This is a genomic window from Reinekea marinisedimentorum (genome assembly GCF_004341165.1).
Classification (GTDB): Bacteria; Pseudomonadota; Gammaproteobacteria; order Pseudomonadales; family Natronospirillaceae; genus Reinekea; species Reinekea marinisedimentorum.
This window is the reverse complement of record NZ_SLZR01000019.1, coordinates 18,497-42,751: the sequence shown is the minus strand read 5'-3', so window position 1 is coordinate 42,751 and position 24,255 is coordinate 18,497. Positions and strand designations below refer to the sequence as shown.

The following is a 24,255-nucleotide window of genomic DNA, read 5'->3' as shown; positions in this document are numbered from 1 at the left end:
AACCCCATGATTCAATTGAGTCAGGTGCTAAGCGCCGAGCAGACCTACATGGAAAGCTTCGGCGCCAGCAAAAAAAGAATCCTTCAAACTTTAGCCGAGCGTCTTTCACAGACGCTCGACAACATTTCAGACCTTGAACTTTTTGACCAGCTCATCGCACGCGAGCGATTGGGCAGCACTGGCATAGGCTCTGGCGTTGCCGTGCCTCATTGCCGCCTGGAGGGCCTTGAAGAGCCCATTGCCGCGCTGGTAAAGATACCGGAACCGGTCGATTTTGATTCTATCGATAAGTCGCCAGTTGATCTGATCTTTGCCTTAATTGTCCCTTCAGAGGCCACTGACGAACACCTTCAACTTTTGGCCAGCGTTGTTGAACAGGTTAACGACCCTGCAAATCTGACTAAAATCAGGAACTGCAAAACACCTACAGAACTGTACAATCTATTTATTGGTAACTAATCAACCATACGGCTGAGAACATCATGACTTCCAAAAACTTTCGGTTAATAGTGATCAGCGGGCGCTCGGGGTCCGGAAAATCGACAGTACTTAACACTTTGGAAGACGCGGGCTTTAACTGCATCGACAATCTCCCGCCGGCCATGCTTCCAGAGCTGGTCAAGTGGATGCAGCAGTCGGCCAGCAGCAATCAGGCCGCCGTCTGCATTGATGCCCGCATTGCCACCGACAGCATCGCCACGCTGCCGGAAATTCTTGAAAATATCAGCGATACCGTTAAAGCCGAGGTTCTGTACCTCGATGCTGAAGACGCCATTCTGTTGCAGCGCTTCAGTGCAACCCGCCGCAAACACCCGCTAACCGACAGCCACCAGTCACTGGCAGAAGCGATTCAGAGCGAAACAAAGCTGCTGGCGCCCATTGCCACCTGCGCCACCCTAAGGCTGGATACCAGCTCTCTTTCGGTGCAGGACCTGCGTACAGAAATTAAACAAAAGTTGATTCAGCGCTCCAATGGCCTGGCACTGCAGTTCATGAGCTTTGGCTTCAAGCACGGCCTGCCGCGTGATACCGACCTGGTATTCGATGTGCGCTGCCTGCCCAACCCTTACTGGGATAAAAGCCTGCGTAAGTTCACCGGTAAAGATAAACCGGTGCAGGAGTTCCTGCAGAAAGAACAGACCGTGAACGACATGTATCAGGATATTCATGACTTCATGGCACGCTGGCTACCCGAATACGAAAAAAATCAGCGCAGTTATCTTACGGTGGCCATTGGCTGCACAGGTGGCCAGCACCGCTCGGTTTATCTGACCGAAAGACTGCATGCTGACTTCAGCAAACACTATTCATCAACACAGATCAGGCATCGAGACTTAGGGCAGGATTCCGCGTGATAAAGGAAAACATCACCATCATCAATAAATTGGGATTACATGCACGCGCAGCTGCCAAGCTGGTCGGCACTGCCTCTCACTATGCCAGTACCATTCAGGTTGCCAAAGAAGGCCGTCAGGCCGATGCCAAAAGCATTATGGCCGTTATGATGCTAGCCGCTTCCAAAGGCACTGAACTGACATTCACGATCGAAGGCACCGACGAAGCCAGTGCCTGGGAAGGCATAAAAACGCTTATCAGTAATCGGTTCGACGAAGATGAGTAGTAGCTGACGCCTTGTTAGTGCAAGGAAAACCGATGCAAACAGTATTCGACGAAACAGAATTTGATAAATATAAGTCCATCGTCCAGCAGGCGCTCGACAGTGGCAACTTTGTCCCGATAGATCGGCTCTTTAACGAAGAACTGTCTGTTGTCGATCTGGCGCACCTGCTGGAATCAACCCCATCAAAGGTTCGCATGTTCCTGTGGAGCTTCATTGATGAAATCCATCAGGGCGACGTTCTTTCCTATCTGAACGATGAAATCCGGCAAGCACTGCTTGGCAAGATGTCGGCCGAAGAGATCGTTGAAACAACCCAGGATATCGAAAGCGATGACCTGGCCGACATGCTGCAGCAGATGCCACCGGAGGTTTCCAACCGCGTTCTGCAGCTGATGCCCTCTGATGACCGCTCCGAAGTGGAAGGCCTGCTGGTCTATCCGGAAGACACCGCCGGCGGCCTGATGAATACTGATGTGGTGGCAATCCGCGCCGATGTCACGGTCGAAACCGTTTTGCGCTACCTCCGAAAGCTTGAGCTGCCAGACTCCCTCGATATGCTTTGGGTCACGGACAGGGACTCTCACTACAAGGGCTCACTGGCGCTGCCCAGGCTGCTGACTACCGCAGCGGATGTCACCATCGCCGACATTATGAGCACCACCATCAAGGCCATTGATGCCTATGCCGATGAAGAGCATGTTGCTCAGATCTTCGAACGCCAGGATTTAATCTCCGCGCCGGTCGTCAACGGCGAAGGCATTCTGATTGGCCGTATCACCATTGATGATGTCGTTGACGTCATCATTGAGAATGCCGACCACAGCATTCTGGGTATGGCCGGTCTCGATGAGGAAGACGATGTCTTCGCCCCGGCCATCAAAAGCAGCCAGGACCGCGCTGTCTGGCTCGGCATCAACATGGCAACCGCCTTCATTGCTGCCGCCGTGATGAGCCGCTTTGAAGCGTCGATTGCCGAAATCGTGGCACTGGCGGTACTCAGCCCGGTGGTTGCCAGTATGGGCGGCATTGCCGGCAGCCAAACACTGACACTGATCATCCGCGGCATGGCTACCGGCCACGTGACACGCTCCAATCTAAGCTGGATGATCCTGCGTGAACTTGGGGTTGGCCTGATAAACGGCAGCTTATGGGCAATAGTCATCGGCTCCATCACCGTCATCTGGTATCATAGCTTTTCGCTTGCGCTCGTCATTGCGGCGGCCATTCTGGTAAATATATGCCTCGCAGTACTTTCCGGAACACTTCTGCCCTTTATATTGAAGTCCGCTAAAATTGATCCGGCATTATCCGGCAGCGTTATTTTAACTACACTGACTGATGTATTTGGTTTCCTGACCTTTCTTGGTCTGGCAACCGCGTTTTTACTGTAAGGCAATTAGATATGAAAGACCCCAATTTCGACCAGGATGATGATGAAATCATCTGGGTCAGCAAATCTGAAATGAAGCGCGATATGCATAAGCTTCAGGAGTTAGGTGAAAAGCTTCTTAACGTTAAAGCAAGCGACTTAGCAGACTTTCCGCTGAACGATGAAATGCTTGCTGCTATTGAAGAGAGCAAACGCATCAAAAGCCATGAGGCTATGCGCCGCCACCTGCAGTACATTGGCAAGCTGATCCGCTCACTCGATGTCGATGCCATTCAGCTTTGCCTGGATAAGCTCGACCCGTCATCTGACTATTATCAACGCATTCAGAACCAGGCCGAACAGTGGCGCCTGCAGATGCTGAAATCTTCAGATACGGTTGCCAAATGGATTGATGAGCACCCGGAGACAGACCGTCAGCAACTGCGGGCTCTGGTCCGGGCCGCCCAAAAAGAACAGCCGGACGATGAAAGTGCACCGCTGAAAGCCGGTAAAAACACCAAAAAGCTGTTAGCGATGATCAAAGATACCCTTCTGGCGTAGCCCCACTCGGTTATCCGAGGCTCAGCGATGTGCTTCGGATAACGCCTCTGAATGCCTGTCTAGCAACTCAAATAACGAATAATAGGTGAGGCCACTGTGGCGACTCAGACCTATCTCGCAGGTGCGGCTGTTGGATACACCATAGACGCAGCCCTTCAGCTCAGCCGGTAAGCCCTTTAGCGCCTGCTCACTGAGTTCGGGGTAGACAAAGCCTTTTTCATTGGAATAACCGCAGCAATCGATACCTTCAGGCTCAACCCATCTTGGGGCTAAGCGGTTCAGAACCCGATAAAAGCTGGCTTCCGCCTGTAGCTTGCGTGTACTGCAGGTAACATGCACGGCAACCTGTTGCTCTTCCGGGTTCAACTTTAAGCGATTAAGCAAAAATTTATCGATGAATTCACTGCTGTCGTACAGGTGAATGCCCCGCTCCAGCGCCCGCTGCTTTACCCGCAGCGAACAGGCACTGGTGTCGGCCAGTACAGGGTATCGACCGGCACTGGAGATATCCCACAGCGCCGCAATCAACTCCTCTAGCATATGCTCACCGGCTGCCTCAAAGCCTTTTTTAGCCAGCGTTTGCCCGCAACACAAACCTCGCGTCGGCTGCGGGTGTACCACATTAAGATCAGCCTTTTTCAGCACCCGCTGCACAACAGCGGGAATATTCTCGCGGTCATCCGCCAATGCTTTACCGAACGTCTGACTGATACAGGACGGCCAATAGACTACGGTGTTTTCCTTACCCAGGTTGATCAGCTCGTTACGGGCATAGACCGGGCGGGATCTGCCCGGCGTCGTCGACAAAAGCAAGGGGGTGCGGTCACCGGTTAAACGCCGGATGCGGCGGGAAAACGCCTCAACCCGCTCGGCACCAAACAATCGCTGCAGGCTGGTTAACAGCTGCAAACTCCCCCGAGCCCAGCTGGACAGCGCCGCAAAGTGACGGGCGCAACCCCAGGCTAATCGCTGGTAGCGGTAGTTGTGGATTGCCCGCAGTGACACAACCAACTGGCCAGTATTGATGCCCATCGGGCAAACCTGCTGACACAAACCGGTGGTGACGCAGCTGTCCAGTGCGAGTGTTTTGAACTGATCTTCCCAGTACTTCGGTAGCTCCCGCTTCTGCTCCTTTCTGGTTTCGATCTCGCGATAGACGGCAATTTTCTGGCGTGCGCTAAATTCCAGCCCTCGGCCGACACAAACCGACTCACAAAGACCACAGCCGGTACAGGCATCGATTTTCGCGTTGACCACCGGTGTCGCCTTGAAGCTGACCTGAAAGGGCTGACCTTCGTCCTCCAGAATCACACCCGGGTTGAGAATACAGTCAGGGTCCAACAGCGATTTGAGCGCTCGCAGCAGCGAGTTCTTTTTATTGCTGGCAATCCCCTGCATAGCCACCGCATTTAGGCGTCCAACGCCATAGTCTGCGGCCAAACACCCTCCGGCCGCCTGAACCAGAGCAACGACCTGCTGCCGAAACTGTACAAAGGACTCACTATCAGCCTCTGAGGAAAACGATGGGCAGACCACAAAGCCTATTCGGCCGGTCGTTACATCACCCCAGGCTAAAGAGCCTGCGCAGCAGAACTCGGTCAGCCATTGTTTTATCTGCATGAAAGCCGGCTCAAAGTCGGTATCAGGCACAGCATAGCTTTGGTAAATCGGGGTAGTGCCTGCCATGCGCTGAGCAACAACAGAGTTCACCAACGAGCTCGCCAGCGAATGACACTGGCTGATGCCCGACGCACCCTGATAGAACTCGCTAAAACCGACACAATCAGAATCAGCAAGCCAGGCAGTGAACCGATCAATATCGCTTTGCAGTGCCTGTGCCGTATCTGCCCGGAACTCCAGAAACGCCAGGCATCCGTCGGCGTTCAACTGCTGAGCAAATACCGGCAGCTCGTGCTGCGGCTTAAAGGCTGGAATGGCCGAAGCATCAATCATTTCAGCACGCTGAAGATCAAAGCCCTGTAAGGAGCCAACCAGGTTGAGGTAATCAGTCTTGAGGTTGAAGCCGGCGATAACAGCAGCCTGATGCCTCGGCAAATCAACCGTTGCAACGGCAACCTCCGAAATAAAGCCCAAAGTACCCTCAGAGCCGGCGATCAGCTGAAACAGAATCTCCAGCGGGTCTTCATACGCTATAAAAGCCTGGAGCCGGTAACCCGCCCTGCTCTGTTGCGCAGAATCAGATTGAATTTCCTGAACCAATTCCGCATCGGCCACAATCTCGCGACGCAGTTCGGCCAGCTGCGCTAACAACTCTGCCTGCGAAAGACGAAAATCAGCAACGCTCTGTTCATCTCTGGAATCAACAACGGAGCCATCAGCCAGAATCAACCTGGCACCCTGTATTTCCAGGGCACCGTTTGCCACCAGACCACCCACCGTAGCAATCGCCGGTGGCTCAACACGCATCGCCAGCTTCCGGCCATAAGGCGCCAGCAGGCGATTCACCTCGTTACAGGTTACCGCCGGTTGCAAATGAACCCGCTCGCCGAGCGGCTCCACCTTGTGACCATTCCAGGCCGACGTCAGCTGTATCAGCACCGAACCGCCGGTTGCCTGACCGGAAAGGCTGGTTCCGGCACCCCGAAAGGTTAGCGAAACCTGATGCGTGCGAGCCAGCCGCATGACCGCAGACATCTCAAACTCGGAGTTAATGCGTAATACCGCCCTAGGCTTTAATGCCGAGCAGCTGGCGTCACCGCCTAAGGCAAAGCAGCGGAAATCATCGGTAATGATGCGTTCGGCGGGCAAAAGCTGCTGCACACTGCTGACAAATGACTCAAAGCTCATACGGATTTTTGCTATCTCTAAAGGCTAGGTTACGTTAATTGTTATTCTCAGTTATCGATAGGCTCGCGGGTCATGGTGACGTGAACGATGCCATCTTCAAGATAAGCGTCACCCATCTGCTCAAACCCGAACTTGCTATAAAACTGGGTCAGATAGCGTTGCGCACCAATGGTAATGGCAAAACCTGGGAACAGCTTTTCATTCAGGCGCACGGCTTCGGCCATCAGTTTTCTACCGACACCCAGTTCGCGATAGTCGATATGGCAGGCAATCCGGCCGATGGAACTGGCGTTCGGATAAGATTCACCGGGCATCAGCAGTCTGGCTACACCCACCAGGACACCATCGATGTAAGCCAGCAGATGCCAAGCCAGCGCATCCTTACCGTCCATATCCTGATAAGCGCAATTCTGCTCAACGCTGAACACTGCGGTTCTTAACGCCAATAAGTCATAGAGTGTGTGGTTATCAAGCTGATCAAACGGTACACACCGGAATATCAACTCACTGCTGGGTTGACGCAAATCCACTAGAGCGCACCCTCTTGCTTCATCCGGGTCAGGGTATCGACAATGGCCTGAGTATTGGCATCGTATTCAATGTTAACCGCTGTTCCAATGGCCATTTCGCCAAAGGTAGTTACCGCTAATGTTTCCGGGATCAGATAGATGTTGAAGCGATCATCTTCAACCTCACCAATGGTCAGACTGCAGCCATTCAGGCTAACAAAGCCCTTGTTGAACAGGTACTTACGCTGCTCAGGGGAGATTTCAAACCAGATAATGCAGTTGTTTTCCGGCTTCTGAATCTCAACAACCTTCACGGTGGATGAAACATGGCCGGAAACCGCATGACCGCCAATGTCATCACCGAACTTAGCTGCCCGCTCAACGTTTACCGCGTCACCATCCTGCAGCTGACCAAGGTTGGTTGCACGCAGAGTTTCCATCATGACATCGAAAAAAGCGCGTGAGTTCTCAACCTTAGTCACCGTTAAACAGACGCCATTCAGAGCAATACTGCCACCAATGGAAAGGCCGTCTTCCTGCTTTTCCGTCAGTTCAATTGAAAAGGTTTTTAACTGGTTTTCTGATCGCTCAACTCGAACGTTCGCTTTATTCTGAACTATTCCGGTAAACACAATGCACTCCAAACAGGTAAAAGAGACACTGTTTTACTCGAAACAGAAAGGATTTACCAATCCGGAAATAGCTATTTATACGGCAGAGACTTAATCGAACTGAACAGAAACACCGTTAAACGCATAAAAAGCGGGCTGATCGTAGGTTTGCAGCCGATTAAACTGGATCATATCGATCAACTCCTGAATATAGTGCTCACCCCGGCTGCTGTAGCCTTCCAGACCCCAGGCTAAGTATGTACTGTCCAGCGGAATCGTTAACCTGCGCAATTCCGCGCGGATAGAGCGCAATGATGCGTATTGATCGTGGGTATTCAGGTTACGGAAATAACCCTCTACAGACTCGGTGACTGAATCGAACACCCTCACCTCATGAGAAGCATCTGTTGCACGGCCGGACGGCACCAGGCCACACCCCTTCACAAAGCACCACTGACCGAACAGGTTATTGCCCTCCACGGCAAAGCGGCTGGTTCCCCAGGCGCTCTCGTTAGCAGCCTGCGCCAAAACCAGTGACGCGGGGATGGTGTCTACCTTTCGGTAGAGCTCTGCAAAGGAGGCTGATGATCCGGCTGGCTCGTCGACCTTGTAGTAGGCAAGCAGCTCGTTCAGCAAAGACTGCTGCCAGTAGTCGAGCACTTCGTTGCGCTTAAATTTTTGCTCGACTACCTTAAGCCAGGCTCGCTCGGCCTGAATACGCTCATTAACAGAGGCAACAATCGGGTCCAGGAAGGCGAAAAAGGTTTCTTTCTTTTCCTGAACATTCTCAATGGCCGCCATTTCAGGCAGCTCAACGGTTTCGGCAGCCATGACAGGCTCTGCCGAATCAGAATTGTTTGCCAGCGCCTGCAAAGGGCTCACAGCCAGACCGGCAACAACAAGAATATTCAATAAGGAAAGTTTCACTGTAGCGCTTCACTCATTAGACAAAGGGCGCGCGATTATAAGCAAAGCTGCTCAAATCTCAATCAACCACCCTATGAGCAGCTACAGATTATGTATTAACGGCGCTTGTCTTCGTCGCGTTCAATTTTAATGGGCACCGGCTTGGCAGCCTGGTTGCTTTGCTGTGAATAGGCTAACAGCACCCCAGCACAAATGGCCAAAATCGCAATAACCATACGTCACCTCCAAATCTCGATTAACTAACGTCTGTATACATTAGGTCTATCGGCTGAATAACAACTGAATTCACCAGTAATTATAGCCCGAGGGGTTGGATTCTCCATTCATCATATAGTTCCAGAACGGTGAGCTGGCAGATACACCGCTAAAATCGAGGCCTGCAGCGATATTTAACCCTACTTTTTTACGATAACGAACCGTTACGCTGACGTGTTGAATGCGGTTTCTAAACAGCAGCCTGCCGTAAAAAGCTGTGGCCCTGAGGTTTCAGGGCCCGGATATAGGGTTTTGACTAGTCAGTTTTCTTGGGCATAGCGCCAGGAAAGGCTGAAATATTGGATCCTTTAGAGTCAGTTACTTTGGGCGTCCCTTCCTTCTCAACCTCATCAATCCGGACGATTGAAGGCATAGGGATATAGGAACGCTTCACTCCGGCGAATTCGCTCTGCAGCCGCTCCTCACCCGGGTCGACCAACAGCTGACTGCGTTCACCAAAAATCAGCTCTTCAACCTCAATGAACCCGTACATATCACTTTGAAAAACCTGGCTGCAGTATATTTCGTACAGTTTTTCCTGATTCACAAAAATAACGCGATAAATAGACTTCTTTGGCTTCATAAACTTTAGCGTGCTACCTGTTACTGGGGGTCAAAAATTCCGGCGTAAGTCTACACACTAAAACCGATATTTACAGAGTTTGTTTGGAATTTACCCAGCCGCAGGTATAATTTCGCGCCTTCATATTTTCAGACCCTAAAAGTAGCAATGACCAAAAAACTCTTTATCAAAACTCACGGTTGCCAAATGAACGAGTACGACTCATCACGCATGGGCGACTTACTGAATGACAGCCATGGTTATGTGCTGACGAATGATGAGAATGAAGCAGATGTCATTCTGCTGAATACCTGCTCCATTCGTGAAAAAGCTCAGGAAAAGGTGTTCCATCAACTGGGCCGCTGGAAATCACTGAAAGACAAGAATCCTGACCTTAAGATCGGTGTCGGCGGCTGCGTAGCTTCACAGGAAGGCGAAGCTATCTCTAAGCGAGCCCCCTATGTTGACCTGATCTTCGGCCCGCAAACCCTACACCGTTTGCCTAAGATGATTGATGCAACCGATGCCGCAGCCCCCAAAAATGGCCGCATTGCTATGGTCGACATCACCTTCCCTGAGATCGAAAAGTTTGATCACCTGCCAGCACCCTCAAGTGATGGCATCTCAGCCTTCGTTTCCGTTATGGAAGGCTGCTCAAAATACTGCACTTACTGTGTTGTGCCTTATACGCGTGGCGAAGAAGTCAGCCGACCATTCGATGATGTACTGGCCGAGGTCATGCACCTGGCTGAACAGGGCGTTCGGGAAATTAACTTCCTGGGGCAGAACGTCAACGCTTACCGTGGTGAAAAACACGACGGCAGCATCGCCGATCTGGCAGAGCTGATTACCCTGTCCTCTCACATTGATGGCATTGACCGCATCCGCTTCACCACCAGTCACCCGGTTGAATATACCGACAGCATGATCGACATCTACAAAGAAGTCCCTGAGCTGGTCAGTCACCTGCACCTGCCGGTACAGAGCGGCTCTGACACCATTCTGGCAGCGATGAAGCGCGGCCATAAGGTTGAAGAGTACATTGAAAAGATGGAGCGCATCCGCGCCAACCGCCCGGATATCAGCTTCTCTTCCGATTTTATTGTGGGCTTCCCCGGCGAAACAGATCAGGATTTTGAAGACACCATGAACCTGATTCAGCGTATTGGCTTCGATCACTCATTCAGCTTCATATTCAGCGCACGTCCGGGCACTCCGGCGGCGGAATACGAGTGTGATCTGCCCGAAGACACCAAAAAGCAGCGCCTGAGCATCCTGCAACAGCGCATTAACCAGCAGGCAGCGCAGATTGCCCGACGCATGGTGGGTACCACCCAGATTGTTCTGGTGGCAGGCCGCAGCGAGCGCGATGTTGAAGATCTTTATGGTCGTACCGAAAACAACCGCAACACCTACTTCACCTGCGATGATGACGAGCTGATCGGCAAGTTTGTACAGGTACGCATCACCGATGCCTACGCCAACAGCCTGCGCGGTGAAATTATCAACGCGGACCTGGCTTATTAAGGTTTAACGCTACGAAGCACCCGGTTATAGCTGTTTTGTCTGAAAATCGACCAGTTTTACTAAAAGACTTTTTGACATGACATCTATGCTGGGTATTCTTGAGTCAAACATCTAAGGAACTACCCCATTTGAACAACCCTTCGGTCGAAGACAGGCCCGGCGCCATTGTCTCCTCAGTAAAATTCGCATTAGAACCCGATCACCCACAACGCCTTGCATCCCTGTGCGGCCTGGCCAACGACAATCTGAAAATGATTGCCGAGCGGCTCGATGTGCGCATTCATAACCGGGGCAATCAGTTTGAAGTGCGGGGCGAACCCGAGCAAATTGCCATCGCGGAAACAGCGTTGAAGCAGCTGTACCAGGAAACCAGAGGCAGCCGCGATTTAACGCCGGATGCCATCCATCTGAGCCTGCAGCCCTCTGAGACCAACAGCCTGCGCCAGAGCAGCCCTGCGCCGAAGATGCATGACGACAAACTCTATGTTGTGCACACGCCTAAGCTGGTCGTTCGTCCGCGTGGCGGCAACCAGAAGCGTTATGTTCATAATGTACTCAACCACGACATTAATTTCGGGGTAGGCCCGGCCGGTACCGGTAAAACCTATCTGGCGGTGGCCTGCGCTGTTCAGGCCCTGCAACAGGATGAAGTACGCAGAATTCTGCTGGTTCGACCTGCAGTCGAAGCCGGTGAAAAGCTCGGCTTCCTGCCCGGCGATCTGAGCCAGAAAGTCGACCCGTACCTGCGCCCGCTTTACGATGCGCTTTACGACATGCTCGGCTTTGAAAAGGTCGACCGGCTGATTGAACGCAATGTCATCGAAGTAGCGCCGCTGGCGTACATGCGTGGCCGAACGCTCAGCCATTCCTTCATCATTCTGGATGAAAGCCAGAACACCACCCGGGAACAGATGAAGATGTTCCTGACCCGCATCGGCTTTGGTTCGACCGCTGTTATTACCGGCGACCCAACCCAGATCGACCTGCCGCGCGGCCAGTCATCCGGTTTACGCCATGCCCTGGAAGTCCTCGCCGATGTTCCCGGCATCAGCTTCACCCATTTTGACTCCGCGGACGTGGTGCGTCACCCACTGGTGCAACGCATTGTCGATGCCTACGAATCAAAAGAGCAGGAATGAACATAACACTTGATCTGCAGAACGCTGCAGAAAATTTTTCTACGCCGGCCGAGTCGGCGTTTTCCCGCTGGCTCAGCGCGGCACTTGAAGGTCGCCGCAGCGAAGCAGAAGTCAGCATTCGTCTGGTCGATGCACCGGAAAGCCAGGAACTGAACGCGCAATACCGCGGCAAAGACAAGCCAACCAACGTGCTGTCTTTCCCCTTTGAAGCACCTCCGGGCATTCCGGAATCAGAAATTAACCATTTGCTGGGTGATTTAGTAATTTGTGCCCCCATAATCCAGCAAGAAGCACAACAACAAGATAAGCCCGAAGAAAACCACTGGGCTCATATGGTAATTCACGGCACACTGCACCTGTTGGGGTATGACCACCTGACCGATGAAGAAGCCGTAATTATGGAACAACTGGAACGGGAAATTCTGGCAACACTGGCCATTCCGGATCCATATTTAACTGACCACTGAGGACACAACCACAATGAGTGACGAACGACCGAGTAGTAGAAACCCCGGTAAAAAGACATTTCTTGAACGACTGGGAGACGCTTTTACCGGGGAGCCGAAAGACAGAGAAGATCTGCTCGCGATCATCCAGGAAGCACATCAAAATAAGATTCTTGACGATGATTCACTGCGCATTATTCACGGCGCAATGAATGTTTCTGACCTCCACGTGCGGGACATTATGATTCCGCGCTCACAAATGGCCTGCCTTGAGCACGATGAAAGTGTTAAGCAGTGGGCTACTAAAGTCGTTGAATCCGGCCATTCCCGCTTTCCCGTGCTCGGTGAAAGCCCGGACGAGGTCGTCGGCGTATTATTAGCAAAAGACATGCTGGCCCTGACGCTGAAGCACGACTTCAACGAAGAAGCCATGCAAAGGCATGTGAAAGAGATCATCCGCAACGTAACCTTTGTGCCTGAAAGCAAGCGGGTTAACGTACTGCTGCGCGATTTCCGCATGAACCGCAATCACATGGCCATTGTCGTTGATGAATACCGCGGCATTTCCGGCTTGGTGACCATTGAAGACGTACTGGAAGAAATTGTCGGCGAAATCGAAGACGAACACGACGATGAAACCATCACCAACATTTCCTCTACCGGTAACGGCTCTTACGTCGTGCAGGCGCTCACCCCGATTGACGACTTTAACGACCACTTTGCGACCGATTTCAGCGACGAAGAGTTCGACACCATCGGCGGTATCGTGATGCACCATTTCGGGCGTGTTCCCAAGCGGGACGACACCATTCAGATTGGCGCTTTGGAAGTACGCGTCACCACGGCAGACAACCGCCGGGTTCGCTCTTTTGAAGTCCGGTTTGTCAGCTGATAAAACCTATCGACGCGCCGGTCAGGCGCGTCTTTGCCTGCCCCTTAATCCGTTAAGCTAAAACCCTGCGCCAGCTGCTTACAGTCGGTATAACTGCTGCAATCCGTCAGGTGATCGATAACCAGACCACAGGCCTGCATGAACGCATAACAGATGGTTGGCCCCACAAAATTAAAACCAAGCTTCTTCAGAGCCTTAGACATCGCCACGCTCTCCGCCGTCTGTGCCGGCACATCCGACAGGCTCTGCCAGTGATTCACAATCGGCGCACCACCCACAAACGACCAGATAAATTCAGCAAAATCGCCCTGCTGTTCATAATTCAGATAGGCCCGGGCATTGCGAATAAGGGACTCTATTTTAAGGCGGTTACGCACAATGGCGGTATTCTGCATTTGCTGCTCAATATCAGCCTCGGTCATCAGCGCCATCTGTTCCGGGTCGAAATCAAAGAACGCCCGCTCATAGGCCTCCTGCTTACGCAGAATGGTGATCCAGCTGAGTCCGGCCTGCTGACCATCGAGACACAGCTTCTTGAACAGTTCACGACCACAACGCTCAGGGCGACCCCAAACAGTATCGTGATAGCGCTGATACTGAGCGTCTTCACCACACCAGCCACATCGCTTCATAACAAACACCTCAGAGGTTGGTAACCGGCAAACGCCCGTTCAGAGAACCACCAGATTATCACGGTGGATCAGCTCAGGTTCACTGATATAGCCCAGTACCTGCTGAATCTGCTGGGTGTTGCGGCCGCAGATCTTCGAAGCCTCCAGCGCGCTGTAATTGGCCAGACCACGAGCAATCACACGGCCAGATTCATCCACCACGGCGACACACTCTCCGCGCTGGAAGCGCCCGGATACGGCTTTAACGCCAACCGGCAACAGGCTTTTACCCTTATTCAGCAACGCCTTGCTGGCACCGGCATCAATCACCAGCTCACCCTTCATTTGCAGGTGCCCGGCCAGCCATTGCTTGCGTGCGGTAATTGGCTCCATATCCGGCACCAGATGCGTGCCCACCTGTTCGCCAGCCCGCAGCCGTGACAAGACATTTTCAATACGGCCACCGGCAATCACGGTAACGGTACCGGAGCGGGAAGCCAAACGGGCCGCGCGGATCTTAGTCGCCATACCGCCACGACCCAGCTTACCGCCACCGCCGGCAACAGATACCAACCGGGGGTCATTCGATTTGGCCGTCGCAATTAACTGCGCATCAGGGTTTGAACGCGGATCGGCATCGTACAGCCCATCCTGGTCGGTGAGCAGAATCAGGGCATCAGCTTCAACCAGATTGGCCACCAGAGCGCCCAAGGTATCGTTATCACCAAAGCGGATTTCATCGGTCACCACGGTATCGTTTTCGTTCACAATCGGAATGACCGGCATTTCCTGCAGCGCACGCAAGGTATTACGGCCGTTCAGGTAGCGCTTACGGTCTGAAAGATCTTCATGGGTTAACAAGACTTGTGCCGTATGCAGACCAAATGGCTGGAACAGATCTTCATAGGTTTGTACCAGCTTGGTTTGCCCAACGGCAGCGGCAGCCTGCAACAGCTCCATACTGTCCGGGCGCTCAGACCAGCCAAGCCGCGTCATACCGGCCGCAACCGCACCGGATGAGACCAGAATAATATCAACACCTGCCTGCTTCAGCTCGGCCATCTGCTGTACCCAGCCCTGGATCCGCTTTACATCCAGACCTGCACCATCATTCGTCAGCAGTGCAGAACCTATTTTTACGACCCAACGTTGACCCTTTGTCAGTGATAAGCGCGCGCGTTCCAATGTCTTTCCTTCAATTCAATTCGTAACCGGGATTTTATAAGAAACCGGACAGCAATAAAAAAGCCTCAAGCATTACTGGTTGAGGCTTTTCTAAAAATTCACCATTTAAGGTTGATAGATGATTTCCATATCGTGGTCGTCATCGTCATCATCATCTTCCTGATCAGCCTTGGCTTTGGCGCGAGCAGCCTTGCGCTCTGCGGCCAGCATCTCAATGCGCTCACGGGCTTCAAATTCCACCTGCTGACGCAAGGCTTCATCTTCTTCAGCCAGCTCAGGGTCTTCCTTCAGCGCGGCGTTGCGATCTTCCAGCCAGGTCATCAGGTCAGCGGCCAGTTCCGCAGTGCCCTGACGCGACATGGCGGAAATAACATGCACCGGGCCCTGCCAGTTCAACGCCTCAATCACGGAGTCGATACGCTGCTGGCGCTCTTCTTCCGGCACCAGGTCAATCTTGTTCAGCACCAGCCAGCGCTCACGCTCGGCCAGCGTCGGGCTGAAGGCTTCCAGCTCATTGGCAATCGCCAGCGCATTATCCGCCGGTGTTGTTTCATCAAACGGGAACATATCGACAACATGCAGCAGCACACGGGTACGCACCAGGTGCTTAAGGAAGCGGATACCCAGGCCGGCACCTTCAGAGGCGCCTTCAATTAAGCCGGGAATATCAGCCATAACAAACGAACGCATCTCATCAACACGCACTACGCCCAGATTAGGCACCATGGTGGTAAACGGATAGTCTGCAACCTTGGGCTTAGCGGCACTGACTGCACGGATCAGGGTAGACTTGCCGGCATTCGGCAACCCCAGTAAACCGACATCGGCCAGAACCTTCAGCTCAAACTTCAGGTTACGGCTTTCGCCCTCTTTACCCGGCGTGGTCTGACGTGGCGCGCGGTTGGTACTGGATTTAAAGCGGGTATTACCCAGACCACGGGCTCCGCCCTCGGCTACTTTAAACTCATCACCATGCTTGTTGAGGTCAACCAGAACTTCATCTGTATCGACATCAATCACTGTCGTACCCACCGGTACGGTCAGGTAGATATCTTTACCGCCGCGACCGGTCATATCAGAGCCCATACCCTGTTGGCCGTTTTCGGCCTTGTAGCGCCGGGTGTAGCGGTAGTCGATCAGCGTGTTGGCATTTTCATCTGCCCTCACCCAAACACTGCCACCAAAACCACCGTCGCCACCATCCGGGCCGCCTTTGGCAATGAATTTTTCGCGACGAAAGCTCAAACAGCCTTTGCCGCCGTGTCCTGCTTCAACTGCGATTGTTGCTTCATCTACGAACTTCATATTCTGTCTCTTTTACCTGATCCGCTAAGTTTATCTGTCTGTCGGCCTATAGCTGGTATTTTTTTGAGATGCTCAATAAAACACCAGCTATAGCCCGCCTGTCTGCTTTACAGACGTTTTATTTATCCAGTACCTGAAACAAAAAAGCCCCGCTATAAAGCGAGGCCTTTTCGGTCAGGGTGTTAATTACGCAACGATGTTGACGTACTTACGGTTGCCCGCACCCTTTACAACGAATTCAACCTTGCCATCTGCTTTCGCAAACAGGGTATGGTCTTTGCCCATACCTACGTTGTCACCAGCGTGGAAACGAGTACCACGTTGACGAATAATAATAGAGCCTGCAGAAACGGTCTGACCACCAAAGGCTTTAACGCCGAGACGTTTGCTTTCTGAGTCACGACCGTTGCGAGTACTACCACCAGCTTTCTTGTGAGCCATGATTTATCTCCCGTTATGCACTAATGCCTGTAATTTTAACTTCAGTGAACCACTGACGGTGGCCCATTTGCTTCATGTGGTGCTTACGACGCTTGAACTTCAGGATTTTCACTTTCTTGTGACGACCCTGAGCAACAATTTCAGCGGTAACTTTAGCACCAGCAACAGTTGGCTGACCGATATTGATCTTGTCGCCATCTGCTACTAATAATACTTTTTCGAAATCAATTGAAGCACCAGTTTCAGCTTCAATTTTTTCCAGCTTGACCGTTTGGCCTTCGCTGACGCGGTATTGCTTACCGCCAGATACGATTACAGCGTACATGTAATTCTCCAAAATTAAATAATTAACCGACCGTAATATTCATTTCTACCTGCTTCTAAAGGCGACGCCTACGCTGTTGGCACCCTATGGCAGGGAATGATGCACTTCGATCGGGGCGCAGATAATACGGACTCAACCAGTTCTATGCAAGCCGTTTTTTTAACCATCTTGACAGCAAATAGAGTGCTCCCTAGCATCCACAGAATAGCCAATCACAGAACCCTATAAAAATGGACTCAAAAGCCGTATTTCAGACAGTTTCCGACGACTTCGACACCGTCAACAACATCATTTACCAGCAATTAGCCTCGCACGTCCCCATGGTGGAGAAGGTGGCGGAGTATATCATCTCCAGCGGTGGCAAGCGTATGCGCCCCACCCTGGTGCTGCTGACCGCCGGCATGAACGGCCAGACCAGCGAAACCCACTGTGAACTGGCCACGGTGATCGAGTTCCTGCACACCGCGACCCTGCTGCACGATGATGTAGTAGATACCTCCGACATGCGCCGTGGCCGTCAGACAGCCAACGCAAAGTGGGGCAATGCACCCAGCGTTCTGGTCGGCGACTTTCTATACGCCCGTTCTTTCGAACTGCTGGTGAAGATCGCCAATCTGGAGGTCATGAACAGCCTGGCAAGCACCACCCGAAAAATCGCTGAAGGTGAAGTCCTGCAGCTGATGAACGTGAAAAACCCGAATACCACTGAAGCCCAGTATATGGATGTGATCACCGGCAAAACGGCGATCCTGTTCGAGGCTTCCGCCAAAACCTCTGGCATTATCTCCGGCTGCTCCGCTGAACAGATTGAAGCACTGGCGGCTTATGGCCTGAATCTCGGCCTGGCATTCCAGCTGATCGATGACGTGCTGGATTACAGCGGAGACGCCGAGGCTCTGGGCAAAAATGTCGGCGACGATCTGGCCGAGGGCAAGCCAACCCTGCCGTTGATTCATGCAATGGAGCATGGCAGCGATGACGACGCCAAACTGATTCGCAGCTGTATCCGCAAAGGCAGTCTGGATCAGCTGGAAGCCGTCCAGGCCATCCTTAAAAACAACGAATCGATTGAATATGTGGAAGCTCTGGCGCAAAAACATGCACAAATTGCCAAAGATGCCTTACAGGGCTTTGCCGACAACAAATACAAAGAAGCCCTGCTCAGCCTGGCGGATATCGCCGTAGAAAGACGCAGCTAACGCGCTGCGCCCTTGACCAACTGGCCATTGACGAATGCCTTCAATGCCAGGAAGTCGACATCTGAAATGTAATTGAATTCTATGCCGTACGCCGCCGTGCTGTTTGAAAGTTCAAACTTATCCAGCTCGGCGCGCAGGGTGGCCTCAATGGTTACCAAGCGGGCGACATGGCCAACAACAACCCTGCCCGACAGCACGATCTTATCGCCTATATTGCCAACCGGCTCCACGGTTTCGAGCCGGGCACCGGAGATAGAAAGATCGACAATAGCACCATGGCTTTTGTCCCAGCTGATATCAGATTGATTGACGACATTCATTTGCAGATTCGCAACCACCCGCTCAGACACCCGTACATGACCCACTTCAACATCCGTCGGCCAGGCCAGGTGCAGGTAGTGAATCGGCGTAGTACAGAGGTACAATACCTGGCTGCGGAAGGCACAGGCTATCTTCTGATCAAAAAAACGGCAGACAACCGGCTGATCTTTTCGCAGCAGCAGCGGTCTGTTTTCACCGACGAGGGGGGTCGACATCATCACCGAGCGACCGGAGATCATACCCAGAAAAACGCCCTTGTGGCGCTGCCCGTCGCCACCCAAAACCTCCAGGTTCATAGCCAGGCCGGGGGCCAGTCGCAAGCGGGTTAGTTCATCGGCAGCCATTAAGCGTTGTTCCTGTTAAATTAAGTAGTGACTGTTTCATCGGTCATAAATGCTAAAACTTAAGGCCGATGCACACTCAGTGGCTGGAAAACTTCTTCTTCAGCACCTCATGGACAGAACGGCGCCAGGGCCGCTGCTTAATACCAAAGGTCGAAAGAATTTTCTTGCAGTTAAGCTCGTAGTTCTCAGGCTCGAGCACGGCATCGATCATTTCCGGAGAGTCACCCTCACCGATCGTCTCCACCCGCACCTCGGTCATCGATTTCACCACGGTAATCACCGTCTTGGCGAAGGTATGCATAGAGCAGGCGTCGCTGTCGACGTAGTGATATATCCCCCACAACGGCGGCTCATCAACACCGCAATCCAATTGCTCGGCCATCGCCAAAATCACCTTGGCGACCGCCTGAGAGTCTGTCGGGCAACCGCGAAGCTTGCCGGAAAAACTCAGCGTCTCCTGACTGATGGCAGCACCCACCAGATAGGTTAAAAAGTTACCGACCTGATCACTGAACAGCCAGCCAACACGCAGGCTAATGGTTTTAGGATTTATTTCTGCCGTGGCACTTTCAATCTGCTGCATCGCTCGCCCGAAGTCGGAGGTTGCATCCGGCAGATCAGACTCCTTATAGGCCCGGCTGGTATTGCCCGAATAAACCATGGCAGAAGACAGCTGCAACAGTATCTGGTCATGGCCATGGGCGTGCTCCGCCAGTGTGCCGGCAACGGCATGCCACTGCGCATAGTCTGTTTCCAGGCCTTCGGCCGGTTCTTCAAAGAGCGTATTGACGATAAAACGCACGTCCCCATGCTGCTGCAGAAAGGCGGTGAGTTGCTCGTGATTAAACGCCGCTTCGCTGCTTAAGGGGTAATAAGGAATAGCGCGCGATGCCAATAATTCAACCAGAGATGATCCAACCTGACCATCACTACCAATTACCAAGAAAGCCAGGGTTGGGGATATGTCGATCACTGAAAACTCGCTAACAGATATTTGCGCTCAGTATAAAGTCCTTCGGCGCTGAGCGAAATCTCAGATTAAGCTTTTATCAGATCTCGCGGTAAACACGCAAAAAACGCGGAAACTTCGGCAGCCCGGAAGAGGTAAAACCGGAATACTGATAACTCACCCGCTCACCAATGGCCGGCGGGCTTGCCCGCTCTGCATCGGTGAAGCCGGTGCCTATTTTAAAGCTGCGGCCCAGCTCATCGCGCACAATCAGCGAGCCCATCATGCCGGCATACTTTCCCTGACCGGGTGAATAACCAACGACTTCCGCCTCGGCATCGTACTCGGGTTTATATTTCAGAATCGCACCGCTGCGAACCGGCTGATACAGGGCATCCACACGATTGAGCATCAAGCCTTCGCCTCCGTCGGCCACAACCTTAGCCAGGGCAGCATCGAGAGCCGCCTGATCCTCAACCGTAAAACGCGGCACCAACTTCAGAGCCGGGCTGATAAAGCTCTGCTGCAATTGCTCCAGTTGCGCCATGCGCTGTGAATAATTCAGCGTACTGTAGGGCAGATCAAACACCATAAAGCGTACCTGCTGCCAGCCAGCATCTGATGCGTCATAACGGCGCACCAACGCAGAAACCTCATCAAACCGGCCTCGCCCAAGCCATAACTCACCCTCCACAGCCGTAGCCTCCGGCAGGCCGGCGGTCAGCCATTCTGGTGCCGCGATGACATGGCCGGAACGGGTCAGCAAATGTTGGCCGGTCCACAGCGCACGAACACCATCGTATTTTTCAGACACGGAAAATTGCCGAATATCGACTTCAGTCGTCAGCTCTCGGGCTTTCATTAACGGCAGGTCAGATTGGGCGGCCACAACGGCCACGGGTAGCGTTACCAAAACGCAAAACAGCAAAACGCAGAAAATTGCGGGCATCTTGTTCACTCCTTTGAAAAAGACAACGGCATGATAACGCTAATTGACCCGCCCTGAAAACCACCGGCAAGGCCGCTCATGCCTGGCTTAAAAGTAAGGAAATTGATCAGCGCGCACATCAGCCTTCAAATAGCTGCCTATACTGAACATGACGCCTGCCAAGCTAAGACAGAATTCCAAGATGTACAAACTGCTACTCCATACTCTAATAATCTGGTTATTAGTGTCACTTCACGCCCTGCACGCAGCGGAGCTGAAACTGACCGACCAGGAAAAACAATTTTTAGCCGAACATCCGGTGATCACTCTGGGCTCCGACAGCAACTGGATGCCGTTTGTCGTCACCAATACCGACGGCTCTGTTTCCGGCTACGATGTGGAAATTCTGCAGCAGGTAAACACCCTGACCGGAGCCAACTTCCAACTGCAGACCGGAACCTGGCAAAACGTGCTCAGGCAGGCCATGAACTTTGACATAGACGGGTTAAGCTCCAGCGCAGTGCATGACTCACGCCGGCAATACTTTAATTTTTCCGAGCCTTATATAACCCGTTATCAGCACCTGATTGTTTCCGGCAAGAACCCGAAGAATCTGAAATCCGCGGAAAACCTGCAGGGCATTCGCATTGGTTATCAGGCCGGTGATCTGGCCACCCAGAAGACCATTGAAAGCCTGGCCGGCACAGTCGCAGTTCCGTTCAGTTCATCACCGGCACTGACCCATGCCCTGCTGAATGAGCAGGTAGATGCCCTCATCGGCAGCCATTCCGCATTACTGGCCGCTAACCGTATATCGGAATCCGGGCTGATCCTTCTTGATACCGTTCCGGGCAGCCGGCTCGATCTGGTCTTCTCAATCAGAAATGACTTCCCGGAAGCCCTGTCAATCATGAACAAGGGCCTTGCGGCTATCCCCGATGAAGTCAAGCAGCAGATCTACAACAAGTGGTTCTACTATTCGGCCATACTGCCGCCAACAAGAAACGGCATCACGCTCAGCCAGGAGCAGCAGCAGTGGCTGGTTAATAATCCACAACTGAAGGTCATGACCTATCCCAATCTGCCGCCATTCAGCTTTATCTCGGAAGAGCGGCCCACCGGCTTTTTTATAGACTACATGCGCATGATTGCCGGTAAGCTGGGTATCGAGGTTGAGTTCATCGTGCCGGAAAACTGGAGTCAGGCCTTTGATATGCTCGATAACGGTGAACTGGATATTCTACCGCAGGTAGCAGAGCATCAGGACCGCAAGCCCCTGCTCAACTACTCCGCCACCAATATCATTAACTTTAAATCGGGCTTTGCTGTTCAAAAAACGGAGAACAGTATCCATTCGATGACCAGTTTGGCAGACAAGGTTCTGGCGGTGACCGAAGGCTCCACCCTGCAGGGTATTATCACCGATGAATACCCCAACCAGAAACTCTACCTGGCAAGCTCCACCCCGGATGCGCTGCGTGCCGTCGTGAGCGGCGAGGCTGATGCTGTTTTTGGCATTCTTCCGGTGCTGGAGTATCACATCCAACGAAGCTGGCTCAGCAATTTAAAAACCGTAGAATCGGGCGATGAGATGGCAACCCGCAGCAGTCAGCTGAAAATGGCCGTAAAAGAAGGCAACGCTACTTTGCTGTCTATTCTGGAGCAGGCGCAAAACGCGGTTACCAATGGTGAGCAATCCGAACTTAAAAGCCACTGGATGAATGTTCGACCGGGCCTTAACCAGCTGGCGCTGACCCGGGAAGAACAGGACTACCTGACCGAAAAACGCCGGATATCCATGTGCATCGATCCGGACTGGATGCCTTTTGAGAAAAACGAAAACGGCAAACACATTGGCATGTCTGCTGATTACTTTAAGTTGTTCGAAAACCGGCTGAACATCCCCATTGAAATGGTGCCGGCCGATAACTGGCTAGAATCGCTCGAGCTTGGCAAATCCAGACAGTGCGATATATTTTCAATGGTCATGAGCACACCGGAGCGTGAAGAGTATCTGCTGTTTACCGACCCCTACCTGACCGTACCACTGGTGATAGCGACCGATATCTCGGAAACCTTTATCGACGACATTACTCAAATAACCGACAAAAAAATCGGCACCGTAAAGGGCTACGCCTACACCAGCCTGCTGAAAGACCGATACCCAAACATTCAGCTTATTGAGGTGAACAACGAGACAGAAGGATTGGAGAAACTCTATGCCGGTGAGCTGTTCGGTTTTATTGGCACCCTGCCCACATTGGGCTACCAGATTCAACAGGGCTTCATCGGCGAATTAAAAATCACCGGCAAGTTTGATGAAAACTGGAGCCTGGGCGTGGGTGTTCGCAACGATGAGCCCCTGCTGCACAGCATTTTCAATAAAGCCATCGCCGGCATGAGCACAGAAGAGCATCAGGAAATTCTCAACAAATGGATTTCTGTGCGCTACCACCAGGAGCCCGACTACAAACGGGTTATCTATATCTCACTGATCTTTGCCCTGATCATTCTGGTATTTGGGTACCACAACCGCTCTATTCGCAAGGTTAATAAAAAGCTGGAAAAAGCCAACATCGACATTGCCGAGCAACAGTCGATGGTCAACCAGTACGTACTGATTCTGGAAACCAACTCCTCCGGCATCATCAGCTTTGCCAACGAAGCCTTCTGCCGCACTACTGGCTATACAATGGAAGAACTGATCAACCTGCCACACTCCGAGATTATCCATCACGATGCCAGCGATAAGGTTATCGAAAACGTACAGCGCGCAGAAAACAGGCACGATCATTGGGCAGGCGAGGCCTATACCCATTCGAAAGCGTTGAAAAAGATTCACTTCAATACCTATATCAATGCCATCTACAAAGACGGTGTGAAGGTCGGCTACCGGACCATTCTTGAAGACATTACCGATAAAAAGCAGATTGAAGAGCTCTCAGTCAAAGATCACCTGACCGGTCTCTATAACCGCAAAAAACTGGAAGAGATTACCGCGGAGCAGGTTTCTACCTTTGAGCGCTACAATGTCAGCTTTTCCATCGCGCTGCTGGATATCGACAACTTTAAAACCATCAACGATACCTACGGTCATGACACCGGTGATAGGGTGCTGGAAAAGCTCGCCACCATACTGAAACAAAATTCCCGCAGCACCGATTATGTCGGCCGCTGGGGCGGCGAAGAGTTTTTGATCATATGTCCGCATTCCGCCGGCGAGCAGACGCTGGCCATGGCTGAGAACCTGAGAGAGTTTGTTGATCAGATGAACTTTGAAACGGTCGGCCACATCAGCTTCAGCGCAGGCATCACCGAATTCACGATGGGTGATACCTTTGCCAGTGCATTCAAACGGGCCGACACAGCGCTTTATCAGGCAAAAACGACCGGTAAAAATAAGGCCATCCTGTCGTAACA

24 protein-coding genes are annotated in these 24,255 nt (G+C 52.3%); 11 read left to right on the top strand and 13 right to left on the bottom strand.

Annotation, left to right across the window (positions count from 1 at the left end):
* Positions 1-6: 6 nt before the first annotated feature.
* The 5 genes from BCF53_RS16410 to yjgA are packed head-to-tail and all read left to right on the top strand — an operon-like array spanning position 7 to position 3,551.
* Positions 7-459: a PTS sugar transporter subunit IIA gene (locus BCF53_RS16410; RefSeq protein ID WP_132703345.1), complete on the top strand. Its 453-nt coding sequence runs from the start codon at positions 7-9 to the stop codon at positions 457-459.
* 23 nt (positions 460-482) lie between these two features.
* Entirely contained in the window at positions 483-1,355 is an 873-nt protein-coding gene (gene rapZ, locus BCF53_RS16405) for an RNase adapter RapZ (protein WP_132703343.1), read from the top strand.
* A complete protein-coding gene (locus tag BCF53_RS16400; protein WP_132703341.1) occupies positions 1,352-1,621 on the top strand; it encodes an HPr family phosphocarrier protein in 270 nt (89 codons plus the stop codon). The genes rapZ and BCF53_RS16400 overlap by 4 nt, the downstream gene beginning before the upstream one ends.
* Positions 1,622-1,653: 32 nt before the next feature.
* Positions 1,654-3,012: a magnesium transporter gene (mgtE, locus tag BCF53_RS16395; RefSeq protein ID WP_132703339.1), complete on the top strand. Its 1,359-nt coding sequence runs from the start codon at positions 1,654-1,656 to the stop codon at positions 3,010-3,012.
* Positions 3,013-3,023: 11 nt separating this feature from the next.
* A complete protein-coding gene (gene yjgA, locus BCF53_RS16390; protein WP_132703337.1) occupies positions 3,024-3,551 on the top strand; it encodes a ribosome biogenesis factor YjgA in 528 nt (175 codons plus the stop codon).
* Between the two features lie 21 nt (positions 3,552-3,572).
* On the opposite strand, the gene BCF53_RS16385 is transcribed toward yjgA, so the two are convergent.
* From BCF53_RS16385 to BCF53_RS16365, 5 genes are all read right to left on the bottom strand, one after another.
* Complete coding sequence (locus tag BCF53_RS16385; RefSeq protein ID WP_132703335.1) at positions 3,573-6,359, bottom strand: FAD-binding and (Fe-S)-binding domain-containing protein; 2,787 nt, start codon at positions 6,357-6,359, stop codon at positions 3,573-3,575.
* A 47-nt stretch (positions 6,360-6,406) separates the two neighbouring features.
* Entirely contained in the window at positions 6,407-6,889 is a 483-nt protein-coding gene (locus BCF53_RS16380) for a GNAT family N-acetyltransferase (protein WP_207902761.1), read from the bottom strand.
* Positions 6,889-7,500, bottom strand: coding sequence for a riboflavin synthase subunit alpha (locus BCF53_RS16375; protein WP_132703333.1), 612 nt, complete (start codon positions 7,498-7,500; stop codon positions 6,889-6,891). The genes BCF53_RS16380 and BCF53_RS16375 overlap by 1 nt, the downstream gene beginning before the upstream one ends.
* Positions 7,501-7,590: 90 nt before the next feature.
* Positions 7,591-8,406 (bottom strand): glucosaminidase domain-containing protein, encoded by an 816-nt coding sequence (locus BCF53_RS16370; protein WP_132703331.1) that lies wholly within the window; start codon positions 8,404-8,406, stop codon positions 7,591-7,593.
* A gap of 511 nt (positions 8,407-8,917) precedes the next feature.
* Positions 8,918-9,244, bottom strand: a complete 327-nt coding sequence (locus BCF53_RS16365) for a DUF1820 family protein (RefSeq protein WP_132703329.1) — start codon at positions 9,242-9,244, stop codon at positions 8,918-8,920.
* 147 nt (positions 9,245-9,391) lie between these two features.
* Here BCF53_RS16365 and miaB point away from each other — a divergent pair, with 147 nt between their 5' ends.
* The 4 genes from miaB to BCF53_RS16345 all read left to right on the top strand — a co-directional run bounded on the left by miaB (position 9,392) and on the right by BCF53_RS16345 (position 13,227).
* Positions 9,392-10,750 carry a tRNA (N6-isopentenyl adenosine(37)-C2)-methylthiotransferase MiaB gene (gene miaB / locus BCF53_RS16360; RefSeq protein ID WP_132703327.1) on the top strand — a complete coding sequence of 453 codons (1,359 nt, stop codon included), beginning with the start codon at positions 9,392-9,394 and terminating at the stop codon, positions 10,748-10,750.
* 128 nt (positions 10,751-10,878) lie between these two features.
* On the top strand, positions 10,879-11,889 hold the full coding sequence (locus BCF53_RS16355) for a PhoH family protein (RefSeq protein WP_243645853.1): 1,011 nt from the start codon (positions 10,879-10,881) through the stop codon (positions 11,887-11,889).
* Positions 11,886-12,356, top strand: coding sequence for an rRNA maturation RNase YbeY (gene ybeY / locus BCF53_RS16350; RefSeq protein WP_132703325.1), 471 nt, complete (start codon positions 11,886-11,888; stop codon positions 12,354-12,356). The genes BCF53_RS16355 and ybeY overlap by 4 nt, the downstream gene beginning before the upstream one ends.
* A gap of 13 nt (positions 12,357-12,369) precedes the next feature.
* A complete protein-coding gene (locus tag BCF53_RS16345; RefSeq protein WP_132703323.1) occupies positions 12,370-13,227 on the top strand; it encodes an HlyC/CorC family transporter in 858 nt (285 codons plus the stop codon).
* 44 nt (positions 13,228-13,271) lie between these two features.
* Here BCF53_RS16345 and BCF53_RS16340 read toward each other — a convergent pair whose 3' ends face one another.
* From BCF53_RS16340 to rplU, 5 genes are all read right to left on the bottom strand, one after another.
* Positions 13,272-13,859, bottom strand: a complete 588-nt coding sequence (locus tag BCF53_RS16340; RefSeq protein ID WP_132703321.1) for a DNA-3-methyladenine glycosylase I — start codon at positions 13,857-13,859, stop codon at positions 13,272-13,274.
* A gap of 39 nt (positions 13,860-13,898) precedes the next feature.
* Positions 13,899-15,023: a glutamate 5-kinase gene (gene proB, locus BCF53_RS16335; RefSeq protein ID WP_243645852.1), complete on the bottom strand. Its 1,125-nt coding sequence runs from the start codon at positions 15,021-15,023 to the stop codon at positions 13,899-13,901.
* 105 nt (positions 15,024-15,128) lie between these two features.
* Positions 15,129-16,328, bottom strand: a complete 1,200-nt coding sequence (gene cgtA / locus BCF53_RS16330; protein ID WP_132703319.1) for an Obg family GTPase CgtA — start codon at positions 16,326-16,328, stop codon at positions 15,129-15,131.
* 186 nt (positions 16,329-16,514) lie between these two features.
* Positions 16,515-16,769, bottom strand: coding sequence for a 50S ribosomal protein L27 (gene rpmA / locus BCF53_RS16325; protein WP_132703317.1), 255 nt, complete (start codon positions 16,767-16,769; stop codon positions 16,515-16,517).
* A 13-nt stretch (positions 16,770-16,782) separates the two neighbouring features.
* Positions 16,783-17,094, bottom strand: coding sequence for a 50S ribosomal protein L21 (gene rplU, locus BCF53_RS16320; RefSeq protein WP_132703315.1), 312 nt, complete (start codon positions 17,092-17,094; stop codon positions 16,783-16,785).
* 230 nt (positions 17,095-17,324) lie between these two features.
* Between rplU and BCF53_RS16315 the strand changes: the two genes are divergently transcribed.
* Entirely contained in the window at positions 17,325-18,293 is a 969-nt protein-coding gene (locus BCF53_RS16315; protein ID WP_132703313.1) for a polyprenyl synthetase family protein, read from the top strand.
* Here the strand turns inward: BCF53_RS16315 and BCF53_RS16310 are convergent.
* From BCF53_RS16310 to BCF53_RS16300, 3 genes are all read right to left on the bottom strand, one after another.
* On the bottom strand, positions 18,290-18,958 hold the full coding sequence (locus BCF53_RS16310; protein WP_132703311.1) for a flagellar brake protein: 669 nt from the start codon (positions 18,956-18,958) through the stop codon (positions 18,290-18,292). The genes BCF53_RS16315 and BCF53_RS16310 overlap by 4 nt on opposite strands.
* Positions 18,959-19,034: 76 nt before the next feature.
* Positions 19,035-19,931, bottom strand: coding sequence for an SDR family oxidoreductase (locus BCF53_RS16305; protein WP_165901955.1), 897 nt, complete (start codon positions 19,929-19,931; stop codon positions 19,035-19,037).
* Between the two features lie 76 nt (positions 19,932-20,007).
* Positions 20,008-20,856: a DNA ligase gene (locus BCF53_RS16300; RefSeq protein ID WP_132703307.1), complete on the bottom strand. Its 849-nt coding sequence runs from the start codon at positions 20,854-20,856 to the stop codon at positions 20,008-20,010.
* A gap of 181 nt (positions 20,857-21,037) precedes the next feature.
* On the opposite strand from BCF53_RS16300, the gene BCF53_RS16295 reads away from it, so the two are divergent.
* Complete coding sequence (locus BCF53_RS16295; protein ID WP_165901954.1) at positions 21,038-24,253, top strand: transporter substrate-binding domain-containing protein; 3,216 nt, start codon at positions 21,038-21,040, stop codon at positions 24,251-24,253.
* Positions 24,254-24,255: the final 2 nt, after the last annotated feature.

Bases quoted from the DNA above. Each gene is read 5' to 3' on its own strand.
- BCF53_RS16410 (WP_132703345.1), top strand. From the start codon at position 7: ATGATTCAATTGAGTCAGGTGCTAAGCGCCGAGCAGACCTACATGGAA.
- rapZ (WP_132703343.1), top strand. From the start codon at position 483: ATGACTTCCAAAAACTTTCGGTTAATAGTGATCAGCGGGCGCTCGGGG.
- mgtE (WP_132703339.1), top strand. From the start codon at position 1,654: ATGCAAACAGTATTCGACGAAACAGAATTTGATAAATATAAGTCCATC.
- yjgA (WP_132703337.1), top strand. From the start codon at position 3,024: ATGAAAGACCCCAATTTCGACCAGGATGATGATGAAATCATCTGGGTC.
- BCF53_RS16385 (WP_132703335.1), bottom strand. From the start codon at position 6,359: ATGAGCTTTGAGTCATTTGTCAGCAGTGTGCAGCAGCTTTTGCCCGCC.
- BCF53_RS16365 (WP_132703329.1), bottom strand. From the start codon at position 9,244: ATGAAGCCAAAGAAGTCTATTTATCGCGTTATTTTTGTGAATCAGGAA.
- miaB (WP_132703327.1), top strand. From the start codon at position 9,392: ATGACCAAAAAACTCTTTATCAAAACTCACGGTTGCCAAATGAACGAG.
- ybeY (WP_132703325.1), top strand. From the start codon at position 11,886: ATGAACATAACACTTGATCTGCAGAACGCTGCAGAAAATTTTTCTACG.
- BCF53_RS16345 (WP_132703323.1), top strand. From the start codon at position 12,370: ATGAGTGACGAACGACCGAGTAGTAGAAACCCCGGTAAAAAGACATTT.
- BCF53_RS16340 (WP_132703321.1), bottom strand. From the start codon at position 13,859: ATGAAGCGATGTGGCTGGTGTGGTGAAGACGCTCAGTATCAGCGCTAT.
- cgtA (WP_132703319.1), bottom strand. From the start codon at position 16,328: ATGAAGTTCGTAGATGAAGCAACAATCGCAGTTGAAGCAGGACACGGC.
- rpmA (WP_132703317.1), bottom strand. From the start codon at position 16,769: ATGGCTCACAAGAAAGCTGGTGGTAGTACTCGCAACGGTCGTGACTCA.
- rplU (WP_132703315.1), bottom strand. From the start codon at position 17,094: ATGTACGCTGTAATCGTATCTGGCGGTAAGCAATACCGCGTCAGCGAA.
- BCF53_RS16315 (WP_132703313.1), top strand. From the start codon at position 17,325: ATGGACTCAAAAGCCGTATTTCAGACAGTTTCCGACGACTTCGACACC.
- BCF53_RS16310 (WP_132703311.1), bottom strand. From the start codon at position 18,958: ATGGCTGCCGATGAACTAACCCGCTTGCGACTGGCCCCCGGCCTGGCT.
- BCF53_RS16300 (WP_132703307.1), bottom strand. From the start codon at position 20,856: ATGCCCGCAATTTTCTGCGTTTTGCTGTTTTGCGTTTTGGTAACGCTA.
- BCF53_RS16295 (WP_165901954.1), top strand. From the start codon at position 21,038: ATGTACAAACTGCTACTCCATACTCTAATAATCTGGTTATTAGTGTCA.